The sequence below is a fragment of the Rothia sp. SD9660Na genome (genome assembly GCF_030064065.1).
In the GTDB taxonomy this organism is placed as follows: domain Bacteria; phylum Actinomycetota; class Actinomycetes; order Actinomycetales; family Micrococcaceae; genus Rothia.
Genome location: NZ_CP125946.1, coordinates 1,260,085 through 1,284,213 on the forward strand (window position 1 = coordinate 1,260,085; position 24,129 = coordinate 1,284,213).

22 protein-coding genes and 2 tRNA genes are annotated in these 24,129 nt (G+C 58.5%); 8 read left to right on the top strand and 16 right to left on the bottom strand.

Features of this window, described 5'->3' with window-relative positions; all coding sequences use genetic code 11:
- Window positions 1–49: 49 nt before the first annotated feature.
- On the bottom strand, window positions 50–1,117 hold the full coding sequence (locus tag QM007_RS06130; protein WP_283489155.1) for a site-2 protease family protein: 1,068 nt from the start codon (window positions 1,115–1,117) through the stop codon (window positions 50–52).
- A 172-nt stretch (window positions 1,118–1,289) separates the two neighbouring features.
- Here QM007_RS06130 and QM007_RS06135 point away from each other — a divergent pair, with 172 nt between their 5' ends.
- A complete protein-coding gene (locus QM007_RS06135; protein ID WP_283489156.1) occupies window positions 1,290–2,180 on the top strand; it encodes a PAC2 family protein in 891 nt (296 codons plus the stop codon).
- Here the strand turns inward: QM007_RS06135 and mshC are convergent.
- The 7 genes from mshC to QM007_RS06170 form a co-directional block, all read right to left on the bottom strand.
- Window positions 2,177–3,481, bottom strand: coding sequence for a cysteine--1-D-myo-inosityl 2-amino-2-deoxy-alpha-D-glucopyranoside ligase (gene mshC, locus QM007_RS06140; protein ID WP_283489157.1), 1,305 nt, complete (start codon window positions 3,479–3,481; stop codon window positions 2,177–2,179). The two genes, QM007_RS06135 and mshC, sit on opposite strands and share 4 nt — an antisense overlap.
- 121 nt (window positions 3,482–3,602) lie before the next feature.
- Window positions 3,603–4,433: an undecaprenyl-diphosphate phosphatase gene (locus tag QM007_RS06145; protein WP_283489158.1), complete on the bottom strand. Its 831-nt coding sequence runs from the start codon at window positions 4,431–4,433 to the stop codon at window positions 3,603–3,605.
- Window positions 4,434–4,522: 89 nt separating this feature from the next.
- Window positions 4,523–4,822 carry a hypothetical protein gene (locus tag QM007_RS06150; RefSeq protein ID WP_283489159.1) on the bottom strand — a complete coding sequence of 100 codons (300 nt, stop codon included), beginning with the start codon at window positions 4,820–4,822 and terminating at the stop codon, window positions 4,523–4,525.
- Window positions 4,823–4,975: 153 nt separating this feature from the next.
- Entirely contained in the window at window positions 4,976–5,938 is a 963-nt protein-coding gene (locus tag QM007_RS06155) for an L-lactate dehydrogenase (protein WP_283489160.1), read from the bottom strand.
- 282 nt (window positions 5,939–6,220) lie between these two features.
- Window positions 6,221–7,726, bottom strand: a complete 1,506-nt coding sequence (locus QM007_RS06160; RefSeq protein ID WP_283489161.1) for a protein adenylyltransferase SelO family protein — start codon at window positions 7,724–7,726, stop codon at window positions 6,221–6,223.
- Between the two features lie 249 nt (window positions 7,727–7,975).
- A tRNA-Leu gene (locus QM007_RS06165) sits at window positions 7,976–8,061 on the bottom strand.
- Between the two features lie 271 nt (window positions 8,062–8,332).
- Window positions 8,333–8,418 (bottom strand) — tRNA-Leu (locus tag QM007_RS06170).
- A 150-nt stretch (window positions 8,419–8,568) separates the two neighbouring features.
- Between QM007_RS06170 and pepN the strand changes: the two genes are divergently transcribed.
- Together pepN and QM007_RS06180 are read left to right on the top strand one after the other, a co-directional pair.
- Window positions 8,569–11,229, top strand: a complete 2,661-nt coding sequence (pepN, locus tag QM007_RS06175) for an aminopeptidase N (protein ID WP_283489162.1) — start codon at window positions 8,569–8,571, stop codon at window positions 11,227–11,229.
- 115 nt (window positions 11,230–11,344) lie between these two features.
- Window positions 11,345–12,517, top strand: a complete 1,173-nt coding sequence (locus QM007_RS06180; RefSeq protein WP_283489163.1) for an HIRAN domain-containing protein — start codon at window positions 11,345–11,347, stop codon at window positions 12,515–12,517.
- Window positions 12,518–12,639: 122 nt separating this feature from the next.
- Here QM007_RS06180 and QM007_RS06185 read toward each other — a convergent pair whose 3' ends face one another.
- The 4 genes from QM007_RS06185 to QM007_RS06200 all read right to left on the bottom strand — a co-directional run bounded on the left by QM007_RS06185 (window position 12,640) and on the right by QM007_RS06200 (window position 15,996).
- On the bottom strand, window positions 12,640–13,797 hold the full coding sequence (locus tag QM007_RS06185) for an LCP family protein (RefSeq protein WP_283489164.1): 1,158 nt from the start codon (window positions 13,795–13,797) through the stop codon (window positions 12,640–12,642).
- Between the two features lie 171 nt (window positions 13,798–13,968).
- The gene (locus tag QM007_RS06190) at window positions 13,969–14,226 is read right to left on the bottom strand and encodes a type B 50S ribosomal protein L31 (RefSeq protein ID WP_083091002.1); all 258 of its coding nucleotides are present in this window, start codon (window positions 14,224–14,226) and stop codon (window positions 13,969–13,971) included.
- A 96-nt stretch (window positions 14,227–14,322) separates the two neighbouring features.
- Window positions 14,323–15,201 (bottom strand): TrmH family RNA methyltransferase, encoded by an 879-nt coding sequence (locus tag QM007_RS06195; protein WP_283489165.1) that lies wholly within the window; start codon window positions 15,199–15,201, stop codon window positions 14,323–14,325.
- 9 nt (window positions 15,202–15,210) lie between these two features.
- Window positions 15,211–15,996: an ABC transporter ATP-binding protein gene (locus QM007_RS06200; protein ID WP_283489166.1), complete on the bottom strand. Its 786-nt coding sequence runs from the start codon at window positions 15,994–15,996 to the stop codon at window positions 15,211–15,213.
- A gap of 30 nt (window positions 15,997–16,026) precedes the next feature.
- Between QM007_RS06200 and serB the strand changes: the two genes are divergently transcribed.
- Window positions 16,027–16,962 (top strand): phosphoserine phosphatase SerB, encoded by a 936-nt coding sequence (serB, locus tag QM007_RS06205; RefSeq protein WP_283489167.1) that lies wholly within the window; start codon window positions 16,027–16,029, stop codon window positions 16,960–16,962.
- An 83-nt stretch (window positions 16,963–17,045) separates the two neighbouring features.
- On the opposite strand, the gene QM007_RS06210 is transcribed toward serB, so the two are convergent.
- Window positions 17,046–17,786 carry an SDR family oxidoreductase gene (locus QM007_RS06210; RefSeq protein ID WP_185172947.1) on the bottom strand — a complete coding sequence of 247 codons (741 nt, stop codon included), beginning with the start codon at window positions 17,784–17,786 and terminating at the stop codon, window positions 17,046–17,048.
- A gap of 243 nt (window positions 17,787–18,029) precedes the next feature.
- Window positions 18,030–18,737, bottom strand: a complete 708-nt coding sequence (locus tag QM007_RS06215) for a beta-ketoacyl-ACP reductase (protein ID WP_283489168.1) — start codon at window positions 18,735–18,737, stop codon at window positions 18,030–18,032.
- A 183-nt stretch (window positions 18,738–18,920) separates the two neighbouring features.
- Here QM007_RS06215 and QM007_RS06220 point away from each other — a divergent pair, with 183 nt between their 5' ends.
- The 3 genes from QM007_RS06220 to QM007_RS06230 are packed head-to-tail and all read left to right on the top strand — an operon-like array spanning window position 18,921 to window position 20,647.
- Window positions 18,921–19,421, top strand: coding sequence for a DUF3099 domain-containing protein (locus QM007_RS06220; protein WP_283489169.1), 501 nt, complete (start codon window positions 18,921–18,923; stop codon window positions 19,419–19,421).
- A 3-nt stretch (window positions 19,422–19,424) separates the two neighbouring features.
- Window positions 19,425–19,667 (top strand): acetone carboxylase, encoded by a 243-nt coding sequence (locus QM007_RS06225; RefSeq protein ID WP_283489170.1) that lies wholly within the window; start codon window positions 19,425–19,427, stop codon window positions 19,665–19,667.
- Between the two features lie 11 nt (window positions 19,668–19,678).
- Window positions 19,679–20,647 (top strand): SURF1 family cytochrome oxidase biogenesis protein, encoded by a 969-nt coding sequence (locus QM007_RS06230; protein ID WP_283489171.1) that lies wholly within the window; start codon window positions 19,679–19,681, stop codon window positions 20,645–20,647.
- Window positions 20,648–20,728: 81 nt separating this feature from the next.
- On the opposite strand, the gene QM007_RS06235 is transcribed toward QM007_RS06230, so the two are convergent.
- Window positions 20,729–20,995: a type I phosphoribosyltransferase gene (locus QM007_RS06235; protein ID WP_283489172.1), complete on the bottom strand. Its 267-nt coding sequence runs from the start codon at window positions 20,993–20,995 to the stop codon at window positions 20,729–20,731.
- Window positions 20,996–21,073: 78 nt separating this feature from the next.
- Here QM007_RS06235 and QM007_RS06240 point away from each other — a divergent pair, with 78 nt between their 5' ends.
- On the top strand, window positions 21,074–21,805 hold the full coding sequence (locus QM007_RS06240) for a metal-dependent hydrolase (protein WP_283489173.1): 732 nt from the start codon (window positions 21,074–21,076) through the stop codon (window positions 21,803–21,805).
- 588 nt (window positions 21,806–22,393) lie between these two features.
- On the opposite strand, the gene abc-f is transcribed toward QM007_RS06240, so the two are convergent.
- A complete protein-coding gene (abc-f, locus tag QM007_RS06245) occupies window positions 22,394–23,992 on the bottom strand; it encodes a ribosomal protection-like ABC-F family protein (RefSeq protein ID WP_237204915.1) in 1,599 nt (532 codons plus the stop codon).
- Window positions 23,993–24,129 lie beyond the last annotated feature (137 nt).

Genomic DNA, 24,129 nt, shown 5'->3' on the forward strand with positions numbered 1-24,129 from the left:
TTCGTTTTTGGTCTAGTTTCTTCTATTGTCTCAGAAAAGCGCGGTGGGGTCATTTAGATGAAGACGTGCTAGCGCCCACGGTGGCGAGCACCGCCTGAGTCATGGCCTGGGAGTTTACCAGCCCTACGGGGGTGGCGGCGTCCATCACCACCCAGGTGAGATTCTGCCCCCTCTGCTCTTCGGGCAGACGGTAGTGGGCAAAGCCGCTGTACTCATCGAAGGTGTCGATGTAACTGGTCTGGACACTCAGAGTGCGCGCTGCAAGGGGCTGGGCGATAGCGGCCAGGGGCTGCTGGTCAAGGGAGTCCAGCGAGGCAGCGAGCGTTGTAGGTTCAACAAAGGCCAAAGGACGCACGGACGCCCCCTGCTGATCTACCAGGAGCAAGTGGGATACGCCGTCCCAGCGCTGACGGGCGCCACCGACGCTGCTGCGCGGGTCAGCGAGCTGGGCGGGGACCATCAGGGCGGACGCCCGTAGGGGGTGGCGAGGGTCAGAATCCTGCGCGAGTTGTTTGAGGGAGTGGTTGGTACCGCTCCACAGATAAAAGGCCAGGGCAGCGGCTACCAGTAGCACCCAGGGGGACCGCCACAGGCCGGTGAAGAGCAGGGCGCTAGCTAAGAGGGCAAGGAGCAGAAGCCCCGTATAGGCAGTCACCCGGGTTGCCACCGACCGGCGGCCTACCAGAATAAAGACCAGGGCTTCAAGGGCATAGCCGCCGTCGAGGGGGAAGGCCGGTATCAGGTTAAAAATGCCGATAGCTAGGTTGACCTGGGCGGCTAAGGCGAAGCCAAAGAAGTCAGCGGAACCCGTCATCAGCCATATCAGCTGGCACAGGGCCGCTACCGCAAAGTTAACCAGCGGGCCAGCCACCGACACCAGCAGCGAGGTAGCTGCCGAAGCGGTCTGCATCTTGGTCTGCCCACCCCACATGTTCAAGGAAATGGATGAGATCCGCACCCCCCGGGCCCGGCCGACCGCAGCGTGTGCCAGTTCGTGGGCGAAGACTCCCAGCGCCAGAGTACTGGCAACCACACCAGCAGCAAGATAGCCCTGCGCTTCCGTTAAAGACCGCAAAGACGCCAGGTTCATACCGTAACCCATCACGACCAAAGCCATGAGGGGGAACCATGAGCGCCGTAGATATATTGGCGCCCCCGCGAAAGAACCAACCCGAAGACCCGGATGGGACGTCATACCTTTACCTCCTGAGCGCTGCATCACCGGAGCTGCCGCCCCGGAACTCTCTAGTCTATTGCCTGTAGAGGTTACGGCCTATCAGGGGTAGGATATGGGGGTGATTAATCAGCCCCTCCCCCTCAACGCTCTGAACCATTTTGCAAGCACCTCCACCCTACCGGCTCACACCCCCACCGTGCTCCTGGTCGGTTTCACAGGGTGGAATGATGCCGGCGACGCCGTCATCGACGCCTTCCATGCGCTATGGGAGCACTACCCCGCCACACCGGCACCAGGCTTTGACGTGAGCGGCTGCTACAACTACACCGAAACCCGACCTCTTCTGAGCATCGACGAGGACGGTACCCAGCGCATTACCTGGCCCGATACCGTCTTTACCGAGGCACACACCACCGCCGGCGTCCGCCTACTCACCCTCTCTGGCCCCGAGCCCTCCATGAACTGGCAGACCTACATCGAGCGTTTTAAAGACCTGGTGCAGCGGGAACAGGTTGACCTGGTGGTGTTCTGCGGGGCCCTACTCGATGCGGTCCCCCATACCCGCTCCCTGCCGCTGAGCGTTACCAGCTATACCAGCAGCGTCCTCGCCTTAGAGGGCGTAGAAGCCAATGCCTACCAGGGCCCAACCGGTCTGCTCGGTGTGCTGGCGTTCGAGGCCGGTCAGGCTCACGTACCCTCCCTCTCCCTCTGGGTGTCGGTTCCCCACTACCTGCCTGAGCCGCCCCACCCCAAGGCGACCTTCACCCTGCTCTCTGCCCTCGAAGCGATTCTGGGCTTCCCCATGCCCCTAGAGCGCAGCGCAGATGACATCGCCAGTTGGAACCACCAGGCCGCCGCCCTGATCGAGGACGAGCCCGAGCTGGCCAGCTACGTACGAACCCTAGAATCAATAGCTGAGACCAACGACGATATCGCTGACCTCAGCCAAATAGATATTGCGGCCCAGTTCGAGAAGTTCCTCAAGGACCAGGACGACAACTAGGCAGCAGGCACCAGCTCAACGCCAAGGCGGGCCATGAGCAGGTCGGCTACCAGCTGACCGCCGGCACCACCGTTCTCAAGGGTAGAGAGAGCCCATTGGTCAAGGGCAACCAGGGCGGCGGGGGTGTTGAGGTCGTCAGCCAGTTGCTGGCGGACGGTCTCAAGCAGAGCCAGCGCGAGCTCATCGGCCTGCCCCTCGGCAGCTGCCACAGCCGAACGGTAGATTTCCAGACGCCCCTGGGCCTTAGTCAGCAAATCTTCCTGCCAGAACCAGTCGGTGCGGTAGTGGTTATCCATAATCGCCAGGCGGATAGCGGCAGGTTCTACACCGGCAGCCCGCAGCTTCGACACCAACACCAGGTTACCCAGGGACTTACTCATCTTCTCCCCGTCAAGGCCCACCATGCCAGTGTGCATGTAGTGGCGGGCCATAGGCTCACCGTTCAGGGCAAAGGAATGGCTCGAACCCAAATCGTGGTGCGGGAAAATCAGGTCAGAGCCACCGCCCTGAACAGAGAAGGGTGCGCCCAGGAACTCACTCGAAATCACGCTGCACTCGATATGCCAACCGGGGCGGCCGCGTCCTAGCTCCCCTGCGTCCCAGGCAGGCTCCCCCGCCCGCTCAACGCGCCACAGCAGGGGGTCAAGGGCGTTACGCTTACCGGGGCGATCAGGGTCGCCGCCACGTTCACCAAAAATGGTCAGCATCTCTTCCAGGCTGTAGTGGGCCACCTGACCCAGCGACCAGCCGCCTTCGCGACCTTCACCCAGTTTCTGAGCGGCCTCAATATCGAAGTAGATATCACCGTCGGGATGGGTAAGACCCTGCTCATCGGTGAAACCGGGCACGCGGTAGGCCACACCCTCGTGCAGTAGTTTCTGCACGGCAGCCGCCACAGAAGGCACCGAGTCGACAACGCTCACGTAGTGGTCAGGGGCAATGACATTCAGCTCCACCATATCGGTGCGGAACAGCTCGGTCTGTTCCTCAGCAAGCTGCCGCCAGTCAACGCCGGTTGCTTCGGCGCGTTCAAGTAGGGGATCATCAACGTCGGTGACGTTCTGTACGAAGGTTACCTCTACTCCGGCATCACGCCAGGCCCGGTTCAGCACGTCAAAAGCAACATAGGTAGAGGCGTGCCCCATGTGGGTCGCGTCGTAGGGGGTAATACCGCAGACGTACAGCCCTGCGCGGCTCTCACGCTCGAGGGTCTGCCTACCTCCGGCCGCAGTATCAAAGACGGTGGGAAGGGGCGCCTGCCCCGGGAGTGACGGAATGGTGGGCTGGTTCCAAGCTCGCATGAAAACCTCACGATAGTTGATGTGCGCCTACCCCAAAATAGCCTCGGGCGGCGCTTTTTCTCTTCCTAAAACAATACCCGCCCGGAAAGGTATTTCCGGGCGGGTAAAAAGTGAGACAGGTCTACGCGGCGAGGACGCCGGTGCCCAGCAGGATGTACAGGGCAAGACCCAGGGCGATACGGTACCAGACGAAGATGCTGTAGCTCTTGTTGGAAACGTACTTGAGGAACCAGCCAATAATCAGGTAGCCAACCACGAAAGCAACCAGGGTTGCGACCATGGTGGAGCCGAAACCGTAGTAGCCGGTGAAGCCCTCAGAGATGCTGCCTGCCAGCTTGTAGAGACCCGATGCGAAAACCGCGGGGATTGCCAGCAGGAAGGAGTAACGGGCGGCAGCCTCACGGGTGTAGCCCATGAGCAGACCAGCCATGATGGTGCCGCCGGAGCGTGAAACACCGGGCACCAGGGCCAGCGCCTGCGCAAAACCGTACAGAATACCGTGCTTGATAGTGAGGTCTTTCAGCTCTCGCTGTTCGCGACCGATACGGTCTGCGATACCCAGGAAGATTGCGAACACAATCAGCATGGTTGCGGTAATCCAAAGGCTACGGAAGGTTGAATCGATGTAGTCCTCCAGCAGGATGCCCAGAATACCAATCGGCAGGGAGCCGATGATGATGAACCAGCCCATGCGGGCGTCCGGATTCTTCTTATCAACCTTGCCCACCAAAGAACCGAACCAGTTCTTGATGATGCGAACGATGTCCTTCCAGAAGAAGACCAAAACAGCCGCTTCAGTACCCAGCTGGGTGATAGCGGTAAAAGCCGCACCGGGATCCTCACCGTTCGGTAAGAACTGACCCACGATACGAATATGGCCCGATGACGAAATCGGCAAAAACTCAGTTAGACCCTGGACGAGACCCAGGATGATTGCTTGTATCCATTCCACAGCAGAAAACTCTACGCGAGTCAAAGAAAAAGCACAGCACCGCTCGCGGTGCTGTGCTGGGAATAACAGGTAGAACCTAGGTAACCGGTCTACTTCTTCTCTTCATCGAGGTAGTACTCCACCTCGTCATCGTCTTCGTCGTCTTCTTCATCGAAGTCGTAGTCAAAGTCATCGTCGTCATCTTCATCTTCGATGAAAACTTCGAGCGGGGTGACCTCTTCGTAGGCGTCGAACAGGGCTTCTTCGTAGCGTTCAAAGGCGTTTGCGATGGCTACATAGGTGTTGTCGACGGCGGCGTCGTGTTCACCGCGGCTATTGATAATAGCGTTGAGGTGCTCTTCGAGGGCGGCGATCAGGTGAGCCAGTTCGGCACGAGGATTATTACTCATACAGTAGACGTTACTCCCTTTCTCAGTGGGTGGGAAATACCGGGCGATGAAAATTTGGTGAATCACACATAAGAATGCCGCCCCGCTCGGGTGAGAGCGGGGCAGCACTGCCTATAAGGCTAGGCTTCAGATGCGCTAGTAGCTTATCCGGTTTTAGAAGCCCAGGGTTGCCAGTGAGGAGTTGATGGCGTTGGCCGAGGCGCGCAGACGCTCGATTTCCTCGTCGGTCATGGGGACGTCGAGGACGCGCTTGACACCGTCGCGGGAGACAACTGAGGGCAGTGAGAGAGCGGCTTCGCCCTCGATGCCGTAGCGGCCGCGTACCTGGGTTGCGACGTTAAGTACGGCGTCCTGGCCATTCAGGATAGCTTCGGCGATGCGGGTAGCTGAGATACCGATGGCGTAGTTGGTGGAACCCTTACCTTCGATGACCTTGTAGGCTGCACGCATGGCTTCTTCTGCCAGTTCTGCCTTGACCTCTTCGGTGAAGACCTTTTCACCATTTTCGTTGGTCCACTCGTTAAGGGGAACCATACCGATGTTGGCTGCTGACCAGACGGGGAATTCTGAGTCGCCGTGCTCACCAACGATGTTGGCGTGAACTGACTTGATGGAGACACCGGCCTTTTCAGCGATCAGCCAGCGCAGGCGGGATGAGTCGAGCACGGTGCCGGATGCGAAGCAGCGCTCGGTGGGTAGACCGGTAATCTTCTGGGCTACAACGGCGAGGACGTCGCAGGGGTTGGTGACAATCATGAGGATAGCGTTGGGGGCTACCTCCATGACCTTGGGAAGCATGGACTTGAAGATGTTGACGTTTGCTTCTGCCAGTTCCAGGCGGGGCTGGCCGGGCTTCTGGCGGGCACCTGCGGTCACGATAATCAGGTCTGAGTCGCGCAGGATTTCTACGTCGCCGCTGCCTGAAACTTCAGCTTCGTGGGCGAACATGGTGCCGTGGGCGATGTCGAGGCCTTCTGCCTCTGCTCGTTCACCGGCGATGTCGTAGATAACGATTTCATCAGCTGCCCCGCGCAGGGTTGCTGCGTAGGCGGTTGCTGAACCAACACCACCTGCGCCGATAACGCCGAGCTTGGTGTTCTTCTTTTCGAGAGCCATGGGAGGTTCCTTTCAGCAGATGCTGTGGGGTTGTTTGTGTTCGTTACATCTCAAGTATGCCAGAAAAAATGCGCTTTTATGTGGGTTTATCTGCTTTTCATTTGGGGTTTTACCGACCTTTACTCATAAAACCCCACAAACCCAAATATGTGCAGAGTGACCTTTTGTGAAAGGTCACATCACCACATAACATTTCTACTTCACACAGACAAGGCATCTTATATTCCCGTCAATCATGACTGCTGATGATGTAGCACTCACAGTTCGCCCCAAGAACTAAAGCTACGTTCCGCAAAAGCTCGTGAAGAAGCGGGACTCAGCAGGAGCGCCTTCCAGGTAGTCCAGGCCGGCACGGCGCTCAAAGGAGTTGCTGACGGCTTCCAACAGCTCCTCAAGCGGCTGCTGGTTTCCACGCTCCACCTGCCGCAGGGCAGCATCGAGGGCCAAATTTCTGGGGATATAGACCGGGTTATGTGCCAGCATGAGTTCCGTGACCCGTTCAGGGGTAGTACCTGTAGCGCTCTTCAGCTCTTCCCATTGAGCCAGCCAAGTCTGCCGCTCCCCTTCCGGCAACAGGCAAGACCCTTCAGCCAGCGACCTAAAGAAACCCGTAAAGTCCAGCGCGTGCCGCTCCAGCAGCCCCAGGGTAGCCTGCCCAAACCTACCGACCTGGGCGCGGGCGTCCTCACCAACCCCATCCAGGTCAAGCCCCAGCTTGGCAGCAAAGGCAACTATTTGCTGCTCGACCACTTCATCTTCGAACTCCGATATCACCTCGGTGGCTAGGTGGACTGCTCGGTTCGGCTCTTCAGGGTCGATGATATCGAGCAGGGTTTCGGCAAAGCGGGAAAGGTTCCATGCGGTAATACCGGGCTGGTGGTTATAGGCGTAGCGTCCCTGGCGGTCGATGGAGCTGAAGACCTTATCCCGCTCAAAAGTATCAATGAAAGCGCAGGGGCCAAAGTCAATAGCTTCACCGGAAATAGCCACATTATCGGTATTGAGAACCCCATGCACAAAACCCAGGGCCTGCCAGCTAGCTACCAGGTGAGCTTGCCGCTTCGCCACAGCCCGAAGCAGGGCAAGGGCCCGCTCACTGCGGGTTTCTCCCAGGGTGAGGTCGGGGTAATGATGGGCCAGAGCATAATCGACCAGCTGCCCCCGCACCTCAGGGTCACAGTGGTACTGGGCAAACTGGAAGGTACCTACCCGCAGGTGGCTCGCGGCAACACGCAGAACCAGGCCCGCTGGCTCCGGTTCAGGTGCGCGGCGCTGCACCTTCTCGCCGGTCTCAAACACACCCAGGGCCCTGGTGGTCGGCAGGCCGAGTGCATGCAGGGACTCCCCAATGACAGCCTCGCGCCAGGCCGCCGACAGCGGCGCCTTACCGTCCGAGCCGGGGCGCGAGAAGGGCGTCCGGCCACTGCCTTTCAGGTGCAGCTCAACACGGGTAGCGCAACTACGCACTTCGCGCGCGGGTACAGCCAGTTCACCGATGAGGTGGGCCCGACCGTCGCCCAACACCGGCGAGAGCTGCCCGAACTGATACCCCGAATAAGCCAGGGCGAACGTGGGGGCCTCTCCCCTGCCCGTCATCCAGGCTAGACCGGCGTCAGTGCGCAACCAGGTCGGGTCCAGCCCCAGGTCGCGGGCAAGATTCTCGTTGAGCCAGGCCAGGCGGGTACCCTGCGGAATGTCCGGCTGGGCATGGCGGGTGAGGCCAGGAAAGGCCTCGCTGTAGGTATGGTCAAGGAGCGGGGCGGACGCACGGGGTTCAGTAGGCTGCATAGGGCTAGTTTATCGCCCGGTCGAAGGCTAGAGAGACCGACTTTGAGGCAGGGAGCTGCCACCGGTTCCAAAATTTTTTAAGGGCGCCAGCCGAAAATAATCAGTTTAACTGATGAGTAAAGTTGATAATCTATCAAGGTACAAAATCCTGCCAGGAGCCAATTCGCGACAGCAGGGCTTAAATCAACAAAAAACCGGCTCCTGTCAACAGGAGCCGGTTTTTTCTATGTCCCACATGGGGTTTTATTGTGCGCGAGGGGGGACTTGAACCCCCACCCTCTAATACGAGGACTAGCACCTCAAGCTAGCGCGTCTGCCTATTCCGCCACCCGCGCAAGGTGTCTTGCAAGCTTCTTTCGAAGCCGTGCTGGCAACGAGTAATAACTATACCGGCAGCTTCTGGTGCAAGCAAACCAGAAAGGCCCCAAGTGAGCATAAGCTCCATCACATAGCGAACTCAAACTAAACAGTAGTCAACCACTCCCCTGCTAACCAGCAGCCAAGCGTCCCAACCTGATGAGCTCAGTAAAAGAACCTAAGTCAACAAAAAACCGGCTCCTGTCAACAGGAGCCGGTTTTTTCTATGTCCCACATGGGGTTTTATTGTGCGCGAGGGGGGACTTGAACCCCCACCCTCTAATACGAGGACTAGCACCTCAAGCTAGCGCGTCTGCCTATTCCGCCACCCGCGCAAGGCGTTTTGCACTTCTTCAACTGAAGCCGTACTGGCAACGAGTTATTACTATACACAAGGTTTAGCGCGTGCGCAAACCGCTTGGTACCACCACCCCGCTAGCGCCTCCCAGCTCGACCTTGTACATACAGGGGCTTACTATAGTGATGTGAATAACGAAAATTTGACTCAAGAAGAGGCCGCTCTGCGCGCCCGTACTATCAGCGTTGATACCTACGATGTGCATGTTGATCTCACCCATGCCAGCTCTGATTTTGAAACTTACCCGGTTGCTACGACTGTTCGGTTTACGGCGACGGAAGGTGCTAGTACTTTTATTGACTACATTCATCAGTCGGTGGAGTCGGTGAAGCTGAATGGGGTGTCGCTGCCTGTTGATGAGGTGGTTGAGGGCTCTCGTATTGCGCTGCCGGGCTTGCAGGCGGAGAATACTCTCACTATCAAGGGGCGGTCGTACTTTAGCCGCTCGGGTGAGGGCCTGCACCGCTACATTGACCCTGCCGACGGCAAGATTTACCTCTACACCCAGTACGAACCTGCCGACTGCCGCCGGGTTTTCCCGAATTTTGAGCAGCCTGATTTGAAGGCGGTGTTCAACTTCCGTATTACGGCTCCCAAGAGCTGGGTGGTGAGCTCGAATGCTGAGCTGGACCGCGAAATTGACGACCCGTCAGACTCATCGATTTCTAAGCGTGTTTTCAAGCCGACTGCCCGTATTTCTACCTATATCACCGCTATTGTGGCGGGCGAGTACTTTACAGCTTTCGATACCTATACCCCGGCGTCCGCTGTTAATTCTGGGCCTATCCCCCTGGTTGCCTACTGCCGTCAGTCGCTCAAAGAGCATTTTGACTACCAGAACATTTTTGCCGTGACCAAGCAGGGCCTTGACTTCTTCCAGGACCTCTTTGACTATGCCTACCCCTACCCCAAGTACGAGCAGGCTTTTGTTCCCGAGTACAACCTGGGGGCAATGGAGAACCCCGGTCTGGTGACCTTCACCGAGGGGTACATTTTTGTCTCCGGTGCTGATGAGTCCCAGCTTGAGGGCCGGGCTAATGTGATTTGCCACGAGATGAGCCACATGTGGTTTGGTGACCTGGTCACGATGAAGTGGTGGAATGACCTGTGGCTCAAGGAGTCTTTTGCAGACTTCATGGGGCACCTGGGCGCTGCTGAGGCCAATGGGTATAAGGACGCCTGGGTCACCTTCGCGAATTCCCGTAAGGCTTGGGCTTACCGTCAGGATCAGCTACCGACAACTCACCCGATTGTTGCGGATATCCCCCACCTTGAAGCTGCCCGTCAGAACTTTGACGGTATTACCTACGCCAAGGGTGCAAGCGCCCTGAAGCAGCTGGTTGCTTATGTTGGTTTTGATCAGTTTATTGAGGCTGCGCGGGTTTACTTTAAGCGGTTTGAGTGGGGCAATACGACTCTTGATGATTTCTTGGGTGTGCTTGATGAGGTTTCTGATCGTGATGTGCGCACCTGGGCTGAGGCGTGGTTGCAGACCAGTGGTTTGTCTGAGCTGTCGTGTGAGCGTGTAACCGGTGCTGATGATTCGGTGCAGTTGGTGGTGCGTCAGAAGTTGCCTGTGGGTGTTCCGGCTGAGTTGGGGCGTCCGCATCTGTTGAAGATTGCCCTGTTCGCGTCTGAGGGCGGGCGTCTGGTGCCTACGGGTGTGGTGTCAGTTGATATTCCTGTGGGTCAGAATGAGGTGTTGGTTGTGTTGACTGAGCAGGAGCAGGCTCTTGTGGCTGCTGCTGATGTGGTTTTGCTCAATGCTGAGGATTTGACCTATGCGAAGGTTGCCCTGGCTGAGGCTGATGGTCTTGAGTTGGCCTTGGGTCAGGTTTCGACGGTGGACGATGCCCTGTCGCGCGGGTTGCTGTGGGGTAGCTTGTGGAATATGGTGCGTGATGGGAAGCTTGCTAGCCGCCGGTTTGTGTTGGCTGTGGGGCAGGCTGCGGCGGCTGAGCCGTCCGCTACCCTGCTGTCGAATATTGTGGATCAGGCGCAGGCTGCGATTTCTTTGTATACCCCGGCGGGTGCTCGTGGTGAGCTGTGGGATGCCCTGTATGCTGCACTGTCTGAGGCTCTTGCTAGCGCGAAGGAGGGTAGCGATGAGCAGCTAATTCTGGTGCGGGCGCTACTGTCTGTGTCGGCGCATTCGCAGTTGGGTCTTGAGTTCGCTCAGGATGTGGCTCAGGGTGCGCGCGGGCAGGTTGAGGGCTTTATTTCTGATGCGCCTGGTATGAGCTATAACCAAACGCTGGGGTGGAAGGCTCTGGGGGCGCTTGCGGTTCAGGACGCGGTGACCCAGCAGGTGCTGGATGAGGCGCGGTCTTTCCGTCCTTCTGCCACGGCTGAGCGTGGCTATGCTTTTGCGACCGCTGCTCTGCCGGTGGCGGCTGCGAAGCAGGCCGCTTGGAAGCTGGTGACTGAAGATATGGGCCTTTCTAATGAGTTGCTGTCGGCGACCGCTGCTGGTTTCCAGCACGGGCCGGAGGAACTGCGTGTTGGTTATCGGGATGCTTTCTTTGAGCTTCTTGCCCCCACCTGGGCTGCACGCACCGGTGGTATGGCGACTCGTGTGATTCGTGGTCTTTACCCGGCGGTAGAGATTACTGAGGGCGACGCGGCGACGCATCCGGTCGTCCAGGCCACTGAGCGTTGGTTGGCGGAGCATGCGGATGCGCCCACCGCCCTGGTTCGTTTGGTGCGGGAGCTGTTCGATGATGCTACCCGTATACTGAGGGCCCAGGAGTTCAACACAGTCGTTGCTGATAAGGCGGCGGGCAACTAGGTCTTTACCTGGGAATCTACGCAGAAAGCCGGTTTTGGGAAGCAGCATTGCGAACCAAAACCGGCTTTTTCGTGAGAAGCTATAGGGAGTAACTTTCTGGGATAAGGAGCCTACTGTGACCGATTACGTACTGGGCGATCGCGGCACCGTGCAGGTCATTACCGATGACTATTACGATGCAGAAATTCTTCAGATTTTTGAAGAACTCTTGATTGACCGTGAACGGGTTTGGAACGGTGAGGTGCGGCTTGTGCCTGAGCCCGATAACCCTTATCAGCCTCAGGCTATTGCTGTGTATGCTGAAGAGCTCAAGTTGGGTCGTCTGTCTGCTGAGGATTCAGCGGCTTATTGGGGGCCGATTACCCGTGTTGTTGCATCAGGCTATGACGCTGTGACCCGTATGCAGCTTTCTGCTGTTCTGCGCGGAGTAACCGGTGAGACTCATATTGAAAGTAGCGGCCAGCTCTCTCTTAGCGCTCCAGGCTCTCTCTTCCCGCTCAATAATGCTCCCACTCAGGCGACCTTGCTCCCCCAGGGGCCTTCAATGAAGGTGCTCGATGAGAAAGACCACTCCGAGTATCTGCACTCTATCTTGCCCCCTTCGGGTGAGGGGCGAGTGATTCTCTCCCTGGAGAATAACCAGATGAAGCTAGCAGATGGTCGTGTGGTTGATTCAGTTGATGTTTTGCACGACCGAAAGGTAGTCGGCCGCCTCTCCACCCAAATCTCCGAGCAATTAGCCCCCGTCATCCGCTACGCCTACGAGCACGATAAGCTCACCAGTGCCTGGGGCACCATCCGCGGCAACTCCTTTGAGCTGTCCCTGACGGTGCAGGCCGTCCGCCCCTCTGAGATTCCTGCACAGTGGTTCCAGGAGCTGCCCAACTATCTCCCTGAGCTCTTGCCTTCGGCTCCAGCGTATGAAGTACCGCCTGCTTACGTGGCGACAGAGGGTGAGGCTACCCGCAGCAGCGCGCCTAAGAAAAAGCGCTCCCTGATGCCCAGCCGTCCGGCTGCAGGTGAGGGCGCGACCACTGAAGCACATGGTTCTGAAGCTGTACCGAACCCAGTTGCCTCTTCTTCGCTGGGCCTGCAACGTATCTCTGTGCTGCTAGGCTTAGTAGGTGGTCTTGTCCTTGTTGCTAGCCTAGTTTTGGTCTTCTTCAAGCCTCTGCTGGGTGTGCTCGGCATTGTCTTGGGGGGCTCTCTTGCCTTCCTTGCCCTCTTCGTGGGCCGTGATAACAGCTATACCGAAGAAGAAGTCTCAGCAGATCCACTTGAACACTAGGTGCCCCGCATGGAGACGAACCTTACCTGTTCTTGATACTGCATACTACTAAGAGGGGAGCCCCACCGAGCGGTGGAGCTCCCCTTATATTGTGCCCTCTACTCAGGAGGGGCTAGCTTTGGTTAGTCTGATCCGTAGGTGGCAATGTAGTTCGGCATGGTATCGGTCTGCAGAGCATAGGATAGGGCGCTAGTTGCAGCAGCGTCGAGCACCACGATGGACTGCCCGTCCCAGGACCAGCCGGTACCGGCATTCGGCAGGGTCATGGAGACCAGCTGGGTATTACCGTTGGAAAGCACCGGCTGGGCGATACCAACGATAGCTGAGGGTGATAGCCCCTGGTCTACGCTCATATAGGGTGAAACCGATTCAATCATCTGGAGCAGTTTGCTTGCTGACGACAGGGCTCCGTCAGCCTTCAGCTCGTTGTAGACGCCACGCAGGAAGGCACGCTGGTTACGGACGCGCTGGTAGTCACCGTCTGAGAACTTGTACCGTTCACGTACAAAGACCAGTGCCTCGCCACCGGTCATAGTTTGGGGGCCAGCAGTAAAGGAGTAGCCGGGCACAGAAGCGGTGAAGGACAGAGGAACATCGACAGTTACCCCGCCCAGAGTATCAACCAGAGCCTTAAAGCCCTGGAAGTCGATTTCAGCAACGTGATCCATCTGAATACCGAGGAGCTGCTCGATGGTAGCAACCTGCAGGTCAACACCACCGTAGTTCAGGCCAGCGTTCACTTTGTGGGAACCGTAACCAGGGATGTTGACCCAGGTATCACGCATAATTGAAATCAGGTAGGCGGCTGAGCCGTCCTCAGGGATGTGGAGCACCATGATGGTATCAGCGCGGGCACCGGTCACATACTGGGCTTCGGCACCGGAGCGCTGGTCAGAGCCCAGCAGCAGAATATCAGTGGAGGCGGTGTTGGCCGGACGGTCGGTGACAGCGCCACCGGCTACAGCATCCAAAATGCCGTCGCCGTTAGTATCGCCTTCAGAGACGTTGCTTTCTAAGGTAGCGCCCGACTCATTAGTAATAGTTGCCTCAGCTGCCTGATCAACCAGGGCCTGCAGCTCGTCATTATGGGGGGTGGTGACGGTGCCGTCCTCATTGGGCGTGGCGTTATCAAAGGTCTCGGACTTATTCCAGGCCTTATTAATCATGAACAGGTAGCCACCCACAGCGATAACCGGAATCAGCAGCAGAATGAGCAGGGTAATCCAGAGGGCTTTCTTGCTTTTCTTCTTTTTAGGTTCTTCGTGAGCCGCAACGGACACGGTACCTCCCTAACTAATCTCAAAAGGGGCGCACCCACCCGGCAAAAGGGCGCAGTGCGCGGAGTGAATCGAACCCAATTCTACGCAGTGAACCTACAAAAACACCCCGTAACGCGTGATAAATCACGGTCACGGGGTGTGATATTAAGCCTGAATAGGCTGGCTGTAAACTTAGGCCTTCTTGCCGAAGTTTGCGAAGCGAGCGTTGAAGCGCTCAACACGACCAGCGGCGTCCATGATGCGCTGCTTGCCGGTGTAGAAGGGGTGTGAAGCTGATGAGATTTCAACTTCTACGAGGGGGTACTCGTTGCCGTCTTCCCACTTTTCGGTCTTCTGAGAAGTCATGGTTGACTTGGTCAGGAAGGTCTCGCCTGATGCGAGGTCACGGAAGAGAACGTAGTTGTATTCAGGGTGGATGCCAGCCTGCATGATATTTACCTTCTTCGTGCCCTGGATTTTGCCAGTGCATATCTTGTTGCTACCGGGGCGGGTGCCTACCGGTGGTTGCGGTTTACAACCGAGGAACTACTCTACCATCTTTGGGCGGGTTTCCCAGAAGGCAACGGCTGAGGCGGCCGCTACATTCAAGGAGTCGACCCCGTGGCTCATGGGAATCATGACGGTGTGCTGGGTGGCAGCCAGGGTGGATGTGGCTAACCCGTGCCCCTCGGTACCCAAAATCAACGCCAACTTCTCGTCTTTGCGGTCTGCCAGTTCGGTCAGGCTCAAAGAATCTTCTTCCAGGGCGAGCGCGGCGGTGGTGAAGCCCGCTGTGTGCAGGGTGTCGAGGGCGCCGGGCCAGGAGTCCAGCCTGGCCCAGGGTACTTGGAAGACGGTTCCCATGGAGACGCGGATTGAGCGCCGGTAGAGTGGGTCGGCGCAGCGCGGGGTGACCAGCACTAGGTCGACGTCGAGGGCGGCTGCCGAGCGGAAGATGGCACCCACGTTGGTGTGGTCCACGATATCTTCCAGAATTGCGATGCGCCGCACCCCCTCAAGCAGGGTCTCTAAGGGGGCGGGTTCGGGCCTGGCCATGGTGGCTAGGGCCCCGCGGTGCAGGGCGAAGCCGGTGACCTGCTCCAGCTCGTCCTCACTGCCCACAAATGCGGGCACCTCGGGGTGCTCCTGTAGTACGTCAATGAGGTCGTCGGCCCATTTTTCGCTCATGAGAAAGGAGAGAGGCCGGTGCCCGGCGGCGAGCGCCCGGCGGATTACCTTGGAGGATTCTGCAATGTAGATTCCCCATTCGGGTTCTTTGATGGAGCGCAGTTTGACGTCGGTGAGGTGGGTGTAGAAGCGGGTGGCCTCGCTCGGGGCTGTGCTGAGAGCGCGTGTGTTGGGCAGGGCGGTGACGCGGGCTGAGCGTTCTGCTAGCTGCTCGGGGGTGAGTTGTTTGGGTTTCATGCTTGGGAGCTAGCGGGCGAAGGCTGAGTAGCGGCCGGACTCGTGAATGGTCAGGTGGAGGTCGAGGCCGTAGGTGGCTGAGACGTTGGCCTGGGTGAGGGTTTCTTCGATGGGGCCTGCTGCTACGATTTCGCCTTCGCGTAGGAGCAGGGCGTGGGTGAACCCTGCGGGAATCTCTTCCAGATGGTGGGTGACCAGGATGGTGGCGGGGGCGTAGGGGTCGAGGGCCAGGTGGGTGAGGCGCTTGACCAGGTCTTCGCGGCCTGCGATGTCCATGCCGGCGCCGGGTTCATCGAGAATCAGCATTTCGGGGTCGGTCATCAGGGCCCGGGCAATGAGTACGCGCTTTTTTTCGCCTTCCGAGAGGGTACCGAAGGGGCGGTCAGCTAGGTGGGCTACCCCCCAGTCGTCGAGCAGGGCCTTGCCCTGGTTGTCGTCGAAGGAGTCGTATTCTTCGTTCCAGCGGCCTGCTACGCCGTAGGCTGCGGTGATGACGACATCGAGCACGGTTTCGTTGCCGGGGATTTGGGTGGCCATGGGGGCTGATGAGAGGCCGATGCGGGGGCGTAGTTCAAAAACGTCGACGGCGCCGAGGATTTCGTCGAGGATGTCGACTTCTCCGCGGGTGGGGTGCAGGCGGGCTGCTGCGATGGAGAGCAGGGTGGTTTTGCCCGCGCCGTTGGGGCCAAGGACGACCCAGCGTTCGCCTTCTTCGACAGACCAGGTGATGTTGTGGATGAGGTTCTTACCGCTTCGTGAGACAGTAACCTTATTAAGTTCAAGAACTGATGCCATGGTTCACAACTTTAGTAGATAATGGTGCCTATGAGTACTTCTGTGAATATTGTTGCTATTTCTCGTGCGGATGCCCCCCTACTTGCTACCGAGGAGCAGCTGGTTGCTGCGCTGCAGGCGGTTGAGGGTCTGGAGCTTGAGTCGGGTCTTTTGATGGAGGTTCCTGCCTCTCGCGTAGAGCGGGAAGTTGAGGGGCCAGCCTATTCGGTTTATCTGGCTTCTGCGCAGTGGGAGCGTGGCGGAGTAGAGGATGCCCGCGGTGCCTTGGGGCTTCTGGATGGGGCGCGCTCGCTGGGCTTTGACCTGAATGTGGTGCCTGCTGAGCTGGCCAACGATGAGAAGAAGCTGCTCGTCATGGATGTTGACTCTACTCTGATCCGCCAGGAGGTCATTGACGAGCTGGCAGCTGCGGCAGGACGCGGCGCTGAGGTTGCTGAGGTGACCGAGCGGGCGATGCGCGGGGAGCTCGATTTTGAGGCGTCCTTGCGTGAGCGGGTAGCTACCCTTGCTGGTCTCGATGAGTCGGTGATTGATGAGGTGGCTTCCAAGGTGCTGTACTCCCCCGGTGCTACCAAGCTGGTTGAGGTTTTCCTAGCTGCTGGCCACGAGGTCTGTGTGGTCTCGGGCGGGTTTGTGCAGGTTCTCTCCCCGCTGGCGGGCTACCTGAACCTTTCCAAGGCGCGCGCCAACGTCCTTGACATCATCGAGGGTAAGCTGACCGGCAAGGTAAGTGGTGAGGTCATTACCGGTGAGGTCAAGAAGGAGTCGCTGAAGGAGTGGGCTAAGGAGTTCGATATTAAGTCCTCCCAGACCATTGCTGTGGGCGATGGTGCCAACGATGTGCTGATGATTCTTGAGGCGGAGCTGGGTGTTGCTTTCAATGCCAAGACTGCCCTGCTTGAGGTCGCCGACGCCCAGATTAATACCCTGCGCCTGGACGCGGTGCGCCACTTCGCTGGGCTCTAAACTAAATCATCGGGTTTGTACCATGCCCTGCCCACTTTTGACCTTAAAAACGGGCAGAGCGCGGTACAAAGTTCGACAGGAGACTACTTGATGAAGCCGCCTGCGCCGCCGACCAGCTCGATGTGGCCGGTTTCAACGTCGGCAGTTACCATCTTGGCAACTTCCTGTGCGAACTCGTTGACGGTGTAGAGCTTGCCGGCTTCTTCGCGGCGGGCCTCAATGGCGCCGGGGTGCAGGCGGTTGAGTAGGGCCGCGGTGACGGTACCCTCAATCATGTCAGCAGAAACAACTACCAGGGAGATGCCCTTCTCAGTCAGGGCAGGAATCTCTGCTAACAGGGCGTCCTCGCCGGCGCGCTTGGACTCAGCAACCGGCTTGTACTCGGGCATGGTCTCTACTTCGCGGATGAAGTGGGCCTGGTGGCTGGTCACAAAGACGATGCGGCCACCCTCAGGCATCTTTTCAGCTGCCAGGCGGGCCAGGCGCAGCTGGGAGTCGCGGTTGAGCACCATGGCGTAGTCGTCGGGCATGCCGGCCTCCATGCCGCCAGAGGCGTTGAGAATGAGGTAGTCCAGGGAGCCGAAGTTTTCGATGGCAGCCTCTACCAGGGCGGCGGCGTCCTCAGCCTTGGTCACATCGCCCTGTACGGCAACGGCCTTGCCGCCGGCTTCTTCAATGGCGGCAACAACCTTGGTGGCACGGGGTGCCTTGGAGCGGTAGTTGACAATGATATTGGCTCCCTGGGCGGCAAGAATCTGGGCGGTATCTGCGCCCACGCCGCGGGAGGAACCGGTAATGATAATGGTCTTGTTCTGAAGTGACATTCTTAGTCCTTATAAGCGTTGTACAAATGATTACTGTGAGAAGTAAAGGGCGGCAGCTCCCCGGCAGCCGACTGGCTGGGGCTGGCATGAATCGCCGTGATGAGTGCCGAGATTCCGAGCAAGCGAGGAAAATAATCTCGGCGCGAATCTGGCGAGCATGCGAGCCAGTTAGCGAACCGACGAGAAGGTTAGTCGGCAGAGGGGAGCTGCCGCCCTTCACTGGCACACACCGGCCAGGCTGTATTAGTGCCCCATACCCAAACCGCCATCAACAGGGATCACGGCACCTGAGATGTACCCTGCGGCGTCGGAGGCGAGGAAGAGGGCTACGTCGGCGATTTCTTTGGGTTCGGCAAAGCGGCGGGCGGGGATGGATTCGGTGTACTGCTTTTTGAGGTCGTCGGAGAGTTCCTCGGTCATGTCGGTTTTGATGAAGCCGGGGGCGATGACGTTGGCGGTGATGTTGCGGGCGCCTAGTTCGCGGGTGATGGAGCGGGCCATGCCGATGAGGCCTGCTTTGGAGGCGGAGTAGTTGACCTGGCCGGGGTTGCCGTAGAGGGCGACGACGGAGGAGATGAAGATGATGCGGCCGCCCTTGTTTTTGAGCAGGCCTTTGGTGGCGCGCTGGGCGACGCGGAAGGCGCCGGTGAGGTTGGTGTCGATGACGGAGGTGAAGTCGTCTTCTTTCATGCGCATGAGCAGGGTGTCTTTGGTGATGCCTGCGTTGGCGATGACGACGCCGACGGGGCCGAATTCTGCTTCGACGGCGGTGAAGGCTGCGTCGATGGAGGCTGAGTCGGTGACGTCTGCTTTGACGGCGAAGAAGTCGGCGGGGGGTTCGCCGCTGCGGTAGGTGATGGCGACGTTGTAGCCGGCTTTTTTGAATTCGGTGGCGATGGCGTGGCCGATGCCGCGGTTGCCGCCGGTGATGAGTACGGTGGGGTTGGTCATTGTTTCACCTTGTTGTGGAGTTTTGTTTCTGCCCCTATCTTACGCTCTTGAGAAAAAAGTGGTGGTTTGTTCAAGTAGGCGCGTGTTATTTGGCCTGGCAGGTTTGGTTAGGGGGTCGGGCGGGGTGTGCGTGCGAGGGGTAGACTGGTGGGGTGAGTTTGAGCCTGTGTGAGGAGGGTGCCGGTGGCGCAGAAGTATTGGACTGCTGAGGATTTGAAGGGTGCCGGTTACTCTTCGGGCGTTTCTGAGGTTTTTGAGATTACGGACGCCGCTGAGCGGCAGTCGGTGGGGGTTAGTTCGCGGGCTAAGGTGTATGCCTTCAAGATGTTTTTGCGCATTGTTTTTATTATTGCTGCGGTGATGGTGGACGGTGTGTGGCAGTGGGTGTGCCTGGCGGCTGCGGCGATTATTCCCTGGACGGCAGTGGTGGTGGCTAACGGTGAGGCTAAGCAGGGTGGTGGCGGTTTTTCTGCCATGTTGCCGCCAGAACAACAGGCTGCCATTGAGGCGGCGCAGGCTGATCGGGCGGCTCGTGCCGCTGCAGCTGAGGGGGTGGACGCCGGTGGGCCAGTGGGTAGCCATACCCAGGCGAGCGCTCACTCGGCAGATTCTGCGGCTGAGGGTTCTAGTGAGCCGGTGATTATTGATGGTGAAGTGGTTTTTGATGAGGACGGTAAGGAGTAGCGGGTGGATATTTTAGGTTCTTTGAATCAAGGTCAGGCCGTTGGCAGGGACCAGGGGCCTGAGTTTGTGAAGTGTAGCCGTAAGGGCTGCCAGGGGCAGGCTCGTTTTGAGGTGCTGTGGAACAACCCGAAGGTGCATACCCCGGATCGGCTCAAGAGCTGGGCGGCCTGTGAGGAGCACGTGCAGTATTTGCAGGATTTTTTGGTGGCGCGTAGTTTTTGGAAGCAGACTGTCCCTCTGGGATAGGGTGATTGGTTGTGAAGAAATACGGTTTTTTGCTCTCTGGTAAGTGGGTTGGCCTGTTTGTACTGACGGTGGTCGCCTCGCTGGTGTGCCTGTATTTGGCGAGCTGGCAGATGAGCCGCAAGGAGGCGCTTGATTTTTCGAATGAGCGTATTTCGCAGAACTATGATGCCACTCCCCTGGCTTTTGCAGATGACCTGACCCTGTTTGCATCCGCCAATTCTGAGCTGCGCTGGCAGCCGGTGACCATGACCGGCCGGTACCTGAGTGAGCATCAGCTTCTGGTGCGTAACCGGCCCTATAACGGATTGAACGGGTATGAGGTGCTGGTGCCTTTCCAGACCGACCAGGGCCATACTGTGGTGGTCAACCGCGGCTGGATGGAAGCTGCGTTTGGGGATGCCGGTTCGACGGCTACCCCGGTGCCTGCTCCCCCGGCTGGGCAGGTGACCATTACAGTTCGCCTGGTGGAGGGTGAGATCGATACGGGTGCTTCATCGGTGGATGGGCAGATTAGCAGTATTGACCTTCCCGAGGTTGCTGAGGTGACCGGTCTTGATGTTGATACGGTCAACTATGGTGTGATGGCTTCTGAGAGCCCGGCCCCGGCGAGCGCCCCGGTCGCTAAGGATAAGCCGGAGGAGGATTACGGGCCGAACCTGTCGTATTCGGTGCAGTGGTACTGTTTTGCGGCCATGTTCTATATTGCCTATTTCTGGTCTGCCCGCCAGAAGGTGCGCAACGATGAGCTCGATGCGCAGGTTGCCGCTGAGCTTGAGGCCTATTTTGGTCAGTTCTTCGATGCTGATGGCACCTATATCGGCGATGAGGACGAAGAGGTGGTGCGCCGCCGCATGGAGTTTGTGGATGATATGCCCGCGCATATGAAGTCCATTGTGCGCCCCAAAGCTCCTAAGCGCGGTAGGAAGATTACCGATGAAGAGGTGGAGGACGCCCTGCTCGATGAGCAGCTCTACCGCTAGGCTTTGTGGGTGATTGAGATAGAAGATGCTCCCCTCCACCGCTTCAGGTGGAGGGGAGCATTTCTTACCCCGGCGACGGTCCTATTGGGCTTGGTCTACCTCGTGGGTAAAGACCACCCCGTCGTCGGTGAAATGGTCAATCATAGCCAGGGAGTAGACGTCGTAGCCACGGTCACGGAATTCTTTGCCGCCGCCTTGGAAGACCTTTTCGATGGCGATACCGATCCCGGCTACCTCGGCCCCGCCCTGTTCGCAGAGGTGGGTTAGACCGTGCAGGGCCTGGCCGTTGGCGAGGAAGTCATCGATAATACAGCTGCCGGGGTAGGCTTGTGGAACTGTCCCAATCATCTTTTAGAACAAATATTCGAAGATGTGTTAAAGTGGTGCTTTCACATCCGGAGGATTACTCGTAAGGATTACACCACCATGATGGGCTACTCCCACTCCATTAGCGCAGCGGCAGCCTGGCTCGCCCTCAATGAAGCTGGAGTCTTAGGCATTGAGGATCCAACCACACTGGCCGTCACAACCCTGGCGGCAGCCGGCGCCGGTATGCTGCCCGACATCGACCACCACAACGGCACCATCGCCCACTCGATTCCACCGGTGAGCAAGTGGGTTGCACTGATCGTCGGGCGACTATCAGGTGGGCACCGTAAGGGCACCCACTCTCTGGTGGGACTGGCAGTTTTCTGGACCCTGGCTTATTTTGCTGACCGGCTTACCTACGCTGGTATTCCGGTGGTTGCCCTGGCCCTGGCCGGTTTTGCTGGCGGCCTGGCCCTGCGCACCTTCAAGGCACCAGGAGGCTGGCTGGGGGCGCTCGCGGTCATTGCCGGAACCATCTACACCGATTCGCTGACACTGATGCCCTGGGCTGTTCTTACCGGGGCGGCCGCCCATATCGTGGGAGATGCGCTGACCACCCGTGGCGTTAACCCCTTCTGGCCTGCTACCCTAAAGCCAGTGGTAGCCAGCAAGCTCTGGCGTAAGAGCGGCTACATGGCCTTACCTATCCTGGGCGATGCTGGCTCAGCCCGCGAGAACTTCCTCACCACCGCCCTGACCGTCTATATCGGGGCCTACATCCTGGCCTTTTTCGGTTTTCCCACCAGCTTTCCAGCCCAGCTGATTAGCGACTTCTTCACAGGAGCCTAAGACTTCAGACAAAGACAGGGGCCCGACACCGCGTGGTGCCGGCCCCCTGTCTTTCACCCGTGTATCACTTCTATGTAGTCACTCATTGAGGTGGGGTGGGAAGGAAAACAAAAAATATATCTGTGCCGCTTGGGCGAACGATGTTTAGTCTTCGGTCCAGAAAACGTCGACCTCTACGCCCTCTTCAGCGATTTCGGGGTAACGTACGTCGTGTGATTCCAGCATTGAATCATCCTTTCAAGGTTCGGCCCAACGTCGGTGTTGGATTTGTGTGCCGCCTCATCGGTGAGGCGGTATTCTTGAGGTGCAGCTGGGGAAGATTGACTTCCGAAGCTGGTATTTACTCTACGCCGACTAGTCCACCCTGCACCAGGCAAATAGGACCGTTATCATTTCGTGACCTTTGTTTGGGAAAGAAAAACCCACGAAACACACAGGTCTTTTTCGTAGAGTGTGGTGGCCCCAACAGTGGGCTTGTGTAAGAAACAGACACACAAGCCTATTTGTACGGACCAAAGAAGGGGTGTCGATACGAGACCGCCCCGCCCGGTCAGCTACCGGGCGGGGCGGGCGTCCACCCATTCCTGCCTAAGCCAGGGAGATGAGATCCTGGTATTCCTTGCTCCACAGGTCTTCCACCGCATCGGGCAGCAGTAGCACGCGCTCGGGGTCAAGGGCCTCAACTGCCCCCTCATCGTGGGAGACCATCACAATAGCCCCCTGATAGTTCTTCAGGGCGTTCAAGATCTCTTCGCGCGAGGCCGGGTCGAGGTTGTTGGTGGGCTCATCAAGCAGCAGAACATTGGCGGACGAGGCCACCAAGGTTGCCAGCGACAGGCGGGTCTTCTCGCCGCCGGAGAGCACGCCGGCAGGCTTATCAACGTCGTCCCCCGAGAAGAGGAAGGAGCCAAGGATGGTGCGGACGCGGGTATCATCAAGGTCAGGGGCCGCCGACTTCATGTTCTCAAAGACGGTGCGGTCGTGGTCCAGAATCTCGTGTTCCTGGGCGAAATATCCCACCTTGGCCCCGTGACCGTAGATGACCTCGCCGGTATCGGGCTGGGTGCTCTTCGCCAGCATACGCAGCAGGGTGGTCTTACCGGCGCCATTAAAGCCCAGCACCACCACGCGGGAGCCACGGTCGATGGCCAAATCGACGTCGGTGAAGATTTCGAGGGAGCCATAGCTCTTGGACAGCCCCGTCGCCGACAGAGGCGTCTTGCCGCAGGGGGCAGGGTCGGGGAAGCGAATCGCGGCCACCTTATCGACCTGACGCTCTTCTTCCAAACCTCGCATGAGCTTTTCAGCTCGCTTAATCATCTGCTGGGCCGCAACCGCCTTGGTGGCCTTAGCCCGCATCTTATTGGCCTGCTCCATCAGGGCCGAGGCCTTTTTCTGGGCGTTGGCGCGCTCGCGCTTGCGGCGGGCCTCGTCCTGCTCGCGCTGCAGCAGGTAGTTCTTCCAGCCCATGTTGTAAATATCAATGACGCAGCGGTTGGCATCCAGGTAGAAGACCTTATTGACCACCAGTTCCATGAGTTCCACGTCGTGGGAGATGACCAGGATGCCGCCCTGGTAGTTCTTCAAAAACTCGCGCAGCCAGACCACCGAGTCGGCATCCAGGTGGTTGGTGGGCTCATCGAGCAGCATGGTGTCAGCATTAGCAAAGAGAATGCGGGCCAGCTCAACGCGGCGGCGCTGGCCACCTGAGAGGGTGGAGAGGGGTTGGTTGAGGACGCGCTCGGGCAGGTCGAGGTTGGCGGTGATGGTAGCTGCCTCAGACTCGGCCGCATAGCCGCCACCGGCAATGAACTCAGCTTCGAGCCGGTCGTAGCGGCGCATACCCTTAGCGTGCTCTGCGGGGTCTTCGCTGGCCATCATCTCCTGGGCCTGACGCATTTTGCGGGCCACCCCGTCCAGGCCGCGGGCCGAGAAGATCCGGTCCTTGGCCAGCTGGGTCATGTCATCGACCTTGGGGTCCTGGGGTAGATACCCGATGGTGCCGCCGCGGGTGACGGTACCGTCAGCGGGCAAGGTCAGCCCGGCCAGCACCTTGGTCATGGTGGTTTTACCGGCGCCGTTTCGGCCCACGAGACCGACTTTATCGCCCTTATCGATGCGGAAGGTGACGTCCTCCATGAGCAGGCGAGCGCCAGCTCGCAGTTCTAGGTTGTTGACTGACAGCACGGGTCTACTGCTCCTAAAGTAAGGGGGTGGGTGGCCAGCTTTCTATCTTACCGCCCGGTGCTTGCGGGGTCGATGTGACCGCTCTGGCAGGCTATAGGCAGGCGCAGGGCACATGGGCAAAGAGCGGGAGTAATGAG